The 8,614-nt window shown below is 64.1% G+C and carries 5 protein-coding genes and 1 pseudogene; 3 read left to right on the top strand and 3 right to left on the bottom strand.

What is annotated here, in order from left to right:
* Together DBR22_RS01615 and DBR22_RS01610 are read right to left on the bottom strand one after the other, a co-directional pair.
* Positions 1–886, bottom strand: an 886-nt coding sequence (locus DBR22_RS01615) for an MFS transporter (protein WP_146187335.1), incomplete at its 3' end; no start/stop codon positions are given.
* 117 nt (positions 887–1,003) lie between these two features.
* Positions 1,004–4,870, bottom strand: coding sequence for a hydantoinase B/oxoprolinase family protein (locus DBR22_RS01610; RefSeq protein ID WP_108597485.1), 3,867 nt, complete (start codon positions 4,868–4,870; stop codon positions 1,004–1,006).
* 378 nt (positions 4,871–5,248) lie between these two features.
* Between DBR22_RS01610 and DBR22_RS01605 the strand changes: the two genes are divergently transcribed.
* A complete protein-coding gene (locus tag DBR22_RS01605) occupies positions 5,249–6,061 on the top strand; it encodes an IclR family transcriptional regulator (RefSeq protein ID WP_108597484.1) in 813 nt (270 codons plus the stop codon).
* Positions 6,062–6,179: 118 nt separating this feature from the next.
* On the opposite strand, the gene DBR22_RS01600 is transcribed toward DBR22_RS01605, so the two are convergent.
* Positions 6,180–6,926 carry an IclR family transcriptional regulator gene (locus DBR22_RS01600; protein WP_258229007.1) on the bottom strand — a complete coding sequence of 249 codons (747 nt, stop codon included), beginning with the start codon at positions 6,924–6,926 and terminating at the stop codon, positions 6,180–6,182.
* A 416-nt stretch (positions 6,927–7,342) separates the two neighbouring features.
* Between DBR22_RS01600 and DBR22_RS01595 the strand changes: the two genes are divergently transcribed.
* Positions 7,343–8,122, top strand: a complete 780-nt coding sequence (locus tag DBR22_RS01595; RefSeq protein WP_108597483.1) for an N-carbamoylsarcosine amidohydrolase — start codon at positions 7,343–7,345, stop codon at positions 8,120–8,122.
* A 258-nt stretch (positions 8,123–8,380) separates the two neighbouring features.
* A pseudogene (locus DBR22_RS01590) lies at positions 8,381–8,605 on the top strand (vitamin B12 dependent-methionine synthase activation domain-containing protein); the annotation flags it as partial.
* Positions 8,606–8,614: the final 9 nt, after the last annotated feature.

Genomic DNA, 8,614 nt, shown 5'->3' with positions numbered 1-8,614 from the left:
TTTTGCCGTCCGGTGCCGTGAGCAGCGACGTACCGAGGATCGCGAACGCAAGGACGCCGAGCCAGTTCAGGAGGAAGGCTCCGCCGATCGTCAGGGTTGACCGCAGCGACTCCCCGCGGAAGACCGAGACGAGTGGGCTGGCCTTCTCCGAGACGTCGATTCCGTATTTTGCCCCGAGCTCCTGGGCCTCTTCGATCCGGCCGTCCTTGATCATCTTGTCGATCTGGTGACGGTGGGCGAACTGGGGGCTCTCTTTGAGCCAGCGTCCGGCGAGGACGATGAAGACGGCGGGGAGGGCGGCCACGGCGAAGCAGAGCGCCCACCCGCCGATGGGGAACAGCAGGTAGACGGACCCGGCTGCCAGGACGGAGCCGACTGGCCAGCCGGACTGGACGAGTGAGTAGATAAGACCGCGGCGGCGGGCCTTGGCGGGATCGCTGTTGTGGGCGAACATCTCGTTGAGGTACGCCGCGTTGATGGACTGTTCGGCGTAGCCGAGGCCGGCCAGTGAACGCACGAGGACCAGGAAGACCAGTCCAAGGCCGGCAGCGAGGCCCACCACCCAGCCGACAGTGGCCGTCAGCAGTGAGGCGACGGCGGCACCGACGACGGCGATCAGGATGCCCTTGCGGCGGCCGATCCGGTCGACGATCGGGCCGATCCCGAAGGCCACGAGTGCAGTTCCTGCGGTCACCCAGGTATTGATCCCCGTGGACTGGGCCGGGCTCCAGCCGAGGTCCGAGGCCAGCATCGGCAGGAGATTGCCGAACAGGACGAAGTCATAGACAGCGAAGGTCCAGGCGAAGAAGCAAATCCAGGTGGCAAGCCGGACGTCCTTGGGCGTGACATCAGACTCGACAAATTGAAAGGTTTGGGCAGTGGTCATAACTGTTCCTAATTCACGGGGATGGGTGGGGATGTGATCAGTACGGAACGAAGGGGGCGGCCCGGAGGCCAGCGTCAAAACTGGCTCCAGGCCGCCCCTTTTACTGCGGCTACTGGCTTAGGTTGCGGAACTGAGCTCGGCGACCAAAACCCCGCGGCGTTCGGCGGTTGACCGCAGATCGACCGTGAGTTGGCCGTTGACCTCCTTGAGGACCACACCGTAGTCACGGGCGGCCGCCTCGGCGGTCGTAAAGCCGTCCAGCACGTCCTCGAGGACCTTCAGCGGGTCCCGCTTCTGCGGGTCACCGAAGCCACCACCGCTGGGCACGGTGATCTGCAGGGAGTCGCCGGCCAGCAGCTGACGTCCGGTGACCTTGGACGGCCAGGACTCCTCGCCCGCCCGGCCGACGTTCTTCACGAGCGAGCCGTTGAGGCCGTCATGGCCGCCGAAGGCTCCCCACGGCACGTCCGACTCATGGCGTTCACCCTCACAGGTGATCGCGGTGTCCGTCAGGAAGGTGTTCTCCCGGACGATGCCGATGCCGCCGCGGAATTCACCGGCGGCCGCCGGCTCGGAACGCAGTTCGTAGCGGTCGGTGCGCATGGGGAACCGCCACTCGAGCTCCTCGATCGGGTTGTTGCGCGTGTTGGCGATGAGGTTGTCCACGGAGTCCGGCCCGTCGCTGGTGGCGCGGGCGCCGTAGGAGCCCTCGTTGACCTCGAGGTAGACCCAGTACTCGCCCTGTTTCTCGTCCCATCCTGAGTAGGAGATGAAGTGGATGTGGGCGGAGTTGCCGGCGGTGACGCGCTCCGGGATGACCGGGGCGAGGGCCCGCAGGGCCAAGTCGACGGCCCGCTGTACCTGGGAGAACCGCGAGAAGGTCGCGGCCGGGTACGTCGGGTTGAAGATGGTGCCCTCCGGGGCGATGACCTTCAGCGGCTTGAGCATGCCCTCGTTCTGGGGCACAAACACCGGGAAGGCAACCTCGTCCAGGAATATCATCCGGGTGATGAACGTGAACGCCGAGACCGTGGTCCCCTCAAAAGCGCAGTTATAAGCGGTGGGAACCTGTTCGGAGGATCCGGTGAGATCGTACGTAATCTCATCACCCTCGATGATCACCTTCACGACGATCGGCAGCTTCTTGCCGTAGTTGCGGCCGTCGTCGTCCAAGTAGCCGACCTCGGTCTCGTAGACGCCGTCGGGGATCTTGGCGATCTCCTGGCGCAGCATCCGCTCCGAGTAGTCGATCCAGCTCTGGCCGGCCTCGCGGACCGCGCCGAATCCGTACCGCTCGATGAGGGCAATGTACCGGGACTTGGCCAGCTCGCAGGCGGCGATCATCGCCTGGAAGTCGCCTTCGTTGGAGGTGGGTGTCCGGGTGTTGTTGAGGATGTGCCGGATCAGCGATTCCTGGCGGACGCCCTTCTCGGAAATCTTCACCGCTCGGAAGATGGTGCCTTCGGACTGGATGTCCTGGATGTCCACCATCAGCCCGGAGTACGCACCGCCGTTGTCGATCAGCTGGCCCGAGGCGCCGGCGAAGCCGACCAGTTCCCCGTCATGGAAGATCGGTTCGATGATCGCAACGTCGGGGGAGTGCGTGGCGCCGAGGTAGGGATCGTTGTGCAGGATGATGTCACCGTCGTGGATGTCATCGCCGAGGACCGAGATCACACCCTTGACGATCTTGGGCATCGAGCCCATGAACATTGGCGTGGAGTCGGACTCGGCCAGCACGTTGCCGTCCTTGTCGAACAGCCCTGCACCGAGGTCCTCGGACTCGCGGATGATCGATGAGTACGCCATGCGGAACAGCACCGACGCCATTTCCTTGGCCGCGGAGTTCAGGGCACCGCCGATCACGCGCATCAGGATCGGCGTGGCCAGTTTCTCGGCGCTCTGGGTGGCCGCCGGGCAGTCGATGACGAGGTTGCCGGCCGCATCCACCGCTCCGGAGAATCCCGGAGGAATAACTGTGGTGGAGTCGTACTGCTCGATGATGGCGGGGCCGGTGAAGGTGATTCCCACGCCCATCCTGTCGCGGTCATAGAAGCCCGTGTCCAGGGTGACCGGCCTGCCATCCTGTTCAAAGGTCACCGGGCGGGTTTCCACCAGGGCGTCGTCAAGGGAACCGGACTTGATCGCTTCCGGCGTGGGCAGGTCATCCATCAGGGCGCTGGCCTCCACGCGGATGTTGATGACTTCCACGGTGCCGTTCTTGAAGCGGTGGCCGTACTCCTCGAAGTGGGCGTCGTGGAAGGCTGCCTCGGCCTTTTCCAGCCAGGCCTGGTTAACCGGCCCCTCGGGGGCAGTGAAGCGGATCTCGTATCCCTGGCCCTCGTAGCGCGCGTCCGCGAGCCATTCGAGTTTGCGGCGTCCGGCTGGCACCTCCTCGGCATCGAGTTGGGCGTTGGCCTCGCGCTCCAGCTGTTCATACGAACCCTGGATGGCGGCGGGGTCCGCGCTGGCGAACGTGAACCGTCTGGTGGCGACGAACTCGTACTTCTCGTCTGTGGCCAGCAGGCCGGTGGCGGCCATGATGCCGGGGTGGGCCGGGATCAGTACCTTCGGGACCTCCAGCTCCGCGGCGATCTCGCAGGCGAAGAGTGCGCCGGCGCCGCCTGCCGCGACGAGGGTGAAGTCACGTGGGTCGTAGCCTCGGCGGACGGAGTTCTGTTCGATTGCCTGGGTCATGCCGAACTTCTGGATCTGCAGGGCGCCGAGGGCGGCCTGGTCCACTGACATGTTGAGTTTTTCGGCGAGGCCTTCCATGGCCTTTCGGGCGCCATCGAGATCCAGATCCATGCCTGAGCCTGCCAGGACGCGGTCAGGGCGCATGCGCCCCAGCAGCATCTGGGCGTCAGTTGATGTCGGTTCCGTACCGCCGCGGCCGTAGCAGACCGGGCCAGGAACGGCGCCGGCAGACTGCGGACCGACGCGGAAGACCCCGCCGGCGTCGACATAGGCGATGGAGCCGCCGCCTGCGCCGATGGTGTCGATGTCCACCATCGGGACCATTGCCTGGTGGTCGCCGATCTTGGTGTCCAGCAGGTGGCGCATGCGCAGTTCACCCTGGTAGGCCACACCGATGTCCGCTGAGGTCCCCCCAATGTCCAGGGTGACCACGTTCTCGAAGCCGGACTGGCGACCGGCCCACATGCCGCCGATCAGGCCGCCGACCGGTCCGGACATCATCAGTGTGACGGGCCGCTTGGCGGCCTCCTTGATCGGGACCATGCCGCCTGAGGACTGCATCAGCAGGATCTCCCGCTTGTAACCCAATCCTTCGGCCTGCTCCTGCAGGCGGTAGAGGTAACGCGAGACCCGGGGCCCGACATAGGCATTGAGCGCGGTGGTGGAGAACCGTTCGTACTCCCGGTACAGGGGCACGATCTCGCTGGACAGGGACAGATAGGCCTCGGGGAACTCCTCCGCGACGATTTCCCCGATCCGCTGCTCGTGGGCGGCATTCAAGTAGGAGTGCAGTAGGCAGACGGCGATGGCCTCGACGCCGGCCGCCTTCAGCTCGCGTACGCGCTCACGGACCTCGTCCTCGTCCAGCGGAACCAGGACGTCGCCGTTCGGCGCGGTGATGCGCTCCTTGACGGTGAGCCTATGGCGGCGCTTGATCAGGGGCTTGGTCTGCCAGGGCAGATCCTGCTGGAGGGAGAAGTTGTACGGCTTCTTGTGCCGGGCGATGTGCAGGATGTCCCGGAAACCCTCGGTGGTGATCATCCCGACCTCCGCCCCGGTGTGCGTCAATGCGGTGTTCGTGGCAACCGTGGTTCCATGCACCAGCTGGTCGATCTCCGAAAGCGACACCCCGGCCTTCGCACAGAGCTTTATGATGCCGTTGATCACGGCCTCAGATGGGTCGTGCGGGGTGGAGGGAACTTTCTCCACAACGGCGATGCGCTGATCATCGTCCGAAAAATACAGGTCGGTGAATGTACCGCCGACGTCTACTCCGATGCGCTTCATAAGGGGGTCCTTTCGAAAGTTTGGTTCAGGACTGGGTTGAAGGGAAAAGCGGGGGGCCTCTTTGCCTGGCCCGCTCTCACTCGGGATTGGAGCTAGTCCACTGGGCCGGGGGTTCCGGTCCCGCAATCCGATGTGCCGTAGCTCACATCGTTGCTTAGAAAGCAATTTAGTTCCTTTATCAACAACACGCAATGCTTTTGACGTTCATTTCTTGGGACCTCCCCTTTTGTGTCAGGGGACGTGGGCCTCCCTAGGTGTTGGAGAGCGGCTTGCGGATGCCGGGCCAGGTATGACCTGTCCTCCGACGCGAGCTTGGATGGGCACACCGTACGATGGCTGCTACGGTGACTGCGCGTAGCGCCTGGAGAGGGAGAACCCATGCTTGACCCACAAACAACTACTGACAAACCGCAAGGGGCGGCGGCATCGCTGCTCAACGGGCTTACCGTGCTCGAAGCCTTCTCCGTCGCCAAGCGTTCCCTCCTGGGCGTCACGGAGATCTCCGAGCTCGTTGGCTTGCACAAGAGCACGGTCTCCCGGATGCTTAGCGGCCTGGACGAAGCCGGCTATGTGCAGCGCGACGAGGAAACCGGGCGATACCGCCTCGGGCTGGGGATGATCGGCCTGGCCGGACCACTGCTGGCCGAGCTAAGCGTCCGCCGTGCCGCCCTGCCCCACCTCGAAGAACTCACGCAGGCCACCGGCGAGACGGCTGCGATCGCCGTCTGGAACGGCACCAACGCGATTGTTGTGGAACAGACGGCCAGCCTTCACCAGGTCAAGCACACCGCGGCGATCGGCACGCGTTACAACAAGTTCGCCAGTTCCTCTGTCCGTGTGTTCCTCGCCGAACTGCCGTCCGAGGAGACGGACCGTCTGCTTGCCGACCGGGCGGTCCTGCTGGAGGGCTACCTCGGTCTCGAAGACCCGGCCCACGAACAGCTCGTCGGCGTACGTGACGACGGCTTCGCCGTTAACGATGGCGAGACCACTTACGAGGAATACGGCGTATCCGCTCCTGTGCGGGACTACCGGGGCGAAGTCGTCGGCTGCATCACAGCCAGCGCGCCCCGATCCCGAGTGCAGCACATGCAGAGTCAGTCGATCCTGCGCGAAGCCGTGATGGAGGCCGCGGCGCGGGTGTCTTCACGGTTGGGCAGCCTGCCGGGGGGAACCGAGCCAGGCCGCTGACGGCGCCGTTGGCTGATCTGAGCAGGGACCGACAGAACCTGGATCAGAGTCACCCGTCTCTGTCTGAACGCGGTCTAATACACGATCTTGCTGACGTTCGGCTGGCCGCGTGGATGAATCACCCCGGAAGGGAGGCCGACCAGCCCAAGCGGGTGGATACGTCCGAGGCAGCCTGTTGTACGGCGTGAACCAGAGCGTCCCTGGTTGCGTGCTTGTGCACGCGGGAACGGGGAGCGGATGCAGTGATGCAACCAACAACCTTGCCCCGGTAATCCCGAACCGGAGCGGAGACCCCAAACTCCTCCTCCGTCGTCGAACCGTCATTAACTGCGTATGCCTGACGGGCGACTTCCTGCAGGTGGGCGGTGTGGTCCAACGGCAAACCATCTTCTGCGGTACGTAGGATCTGCCCGGATCCGAGCAGTTCGGTCGCGCGAGCCGGCGCCAGCTCCGCCAGGAAGACCCGCACCGAAGAGCTCTCGAATTTGTTGTACCGGGTTCCGATGGTGGCAGTGTGTTTGACCTGATTCGGGCTGGCGACCTGCTCCACGACGATGGCCTCATGACCGTTCCAGACCGAGATAGCGCTGGTCTCTTGGGTGGTTTCGGTTAACTTCTCCAAATACGGAACCGCAGCACGGCGGACATCCAGATCCGCCAGCAAGGGGGCGGACAACGCGAGGAGGCCCAGCCCGAGCCGATACCGTCCCGTCTCCTCATCCCGCTGGACATACCCGGCTTCTGTTAGACCGCTAAGAATGCGTGAGACCGTGCTCTTGTGGAGGCCGACGCGCTGAGCAACTTCCGTCACACCAAGAACCGGGCTTTGAACGGAAAAGGCTTCCAATACGGCAAGACCGTTCAACAGTGACGCCGCAGCTCCTTGGACCTGCCCGTTGTCCTGCCTCGGCCTGCCTGCCACCTTCATCCTTTCGCGCTGCGTGACTATGCCGCCACTCGTTGGGGCCATCATATGCCGCAATCTGTACCCGCCTCACTGGGGGTGTCAGTTCCATCTTGCGGACGCGGGATTAACGAACAGAAGGTCCGCCCTGGCGGGCCTTCAACGTGTTCCGCCCAAGCTACATCCAAGCCTCGGCAGGCTTCCCTTAAGAGAGAAAACGGGCGGACATTGTCACCGCCCTCTCGAGAAGTTTGTCCGGTGGAGATGCAGACTCTGGGTACCTCTGGTGCTGTGTCGATTCGTGAGCTACAGTATCCACTACAGCAACATCGTTGCTACCGTAGAAACAAACAAAGCCGAGAGAGTGGAGAGAAACCATGACAACAGAGATAGAGACCTTCAACGACATCGAGGCCCGTCTTGCAGCAGTGCTGGAGGAGGCGTTCGAAGCCGGAACCAGCATCTACAACGAGCGCGGTTTCAAGCGTCGGATCGGCTTCGGCAACCGCCCCGCCGTCATCCACATCGACCTCGCGAACGCCTGGACCCGTCCGGGCCACCCGTTCAGCTGCCCGGGCATGGAGACCATCATCCCGAACGTCCAGCGGATCAACGAGGCCGCCCGCGCCAAGGGCGTCCCGGTCTTCTACACCACGAACGTGTATCGCAACCGCGACGCCACCTCCGGGACGAACGACATGGGTCTGTGGTACTCGAAGATCCCCACCGAGACCCTTCCGGCGGATTCCTACTGGGCGCAGATCGACAGCCGCATTGCGCCCGCGGACGGCGAGGTCGTGATCGAGAAGAATCGCGCCTCGGCGTTCCCGGGGACGAACCTCGAACTCTTCCTGACCTCCAACCGCATCGACACCCTGATCGTGACCGGTGCGACAGCCGCCGGGTGCGTGCGCCACACCGTCGAGGACGCCATCGCGAAGGGCTTCCGCCCGATCATTCCCCGGGAGACCATCGGCGACCGCGTCCCGGGCGTCGTGCAGTGGAACCTCTACGACATCGACAACAAGTTCGGTGACGTGGAGTCCACGGATTCGGTGGTGGATTACCTGAACCGCCTCCCGCAGTTCGAGGACACGGTCCCGAAGACCCTCTCGGATCCCCAGCCCGAGGTGGCGTGCCCCGCGGATCCGGCCTGAGCCGCACCGCACCCTCGTAGCCCCACGGCCCGGCATCCCTAGGCGGACCCGACGACAGCCGGCACCCATCAGCGGGTGCCGGCTGTCGTGGGGTCGGGCTGGGCTGCGGTGGTTGACCGCCGGCATTCAGCCGCCAGATCACCAAGGGCGGGAACCTCACCCAACGCAAACAGCGGATCTGCACAAAAAAGACCCCCTTCCGAGGCCACGTCCGTAAGTGATGGAAAACGCCGATATGGGGATCTTTCGTTTGCCTGAGAGCCGAAGGACAAAGCCGGCGGGTTCAAGCTCGACTACCGCGGTGCGCGGTTCTCGCTCGGGTACCCGACGTGTCCCGACATGGAGGACCGCCGCAAGGTGGCGGAGCTGCTGAAGCCAGAACGGATGGGCGTGATCCTCAGCGACGAGCTGATGCTGCACCCCGAACAGTCCACCGACGCATTGGTTTTCCACCACCCGGAGGCGAAGTACTTCAAAGTGTGATTTGGGGGC

It is taken from the genome of Arthrobacter sp. HMWF013 (assembly GCF_003061105.1).
In the GTDB taxonomy this organism is placed as follows: Bacteria; Actinomycetota; Actinomycetes; order Actinomycetales; family Micrococcaceae; genus Arthrobacter.
The sequence above is the reverse complement of the archived record's forward strand: the minus strand, read 5'-3'. Positions and strand labels throughout refer to the sequence as shown.

Coding starts and splice junctions, on each gene's coding strand:
- DBR22_RS01595 (WP_108597483.1), top strand. CDS start 7,343: ATGACAACAGAGATAGAGACCTTCAACGACATCGAGGCCCGTCTTGCA.
- DBR22_RS01605 (WP_108597484.1), top strand. CDS start 5,249: ATGCTTGACCCACAAACAACTACTGACAAACCGCAAGGGGCGGCGGCA.
- DBR22_RS01610 (WP_108597485.1), bottom strand. CDS start 4,870: ATGAAGCGCATCGGAGTAGACGTCGGCGGTACATTCACCGACCTGTAT.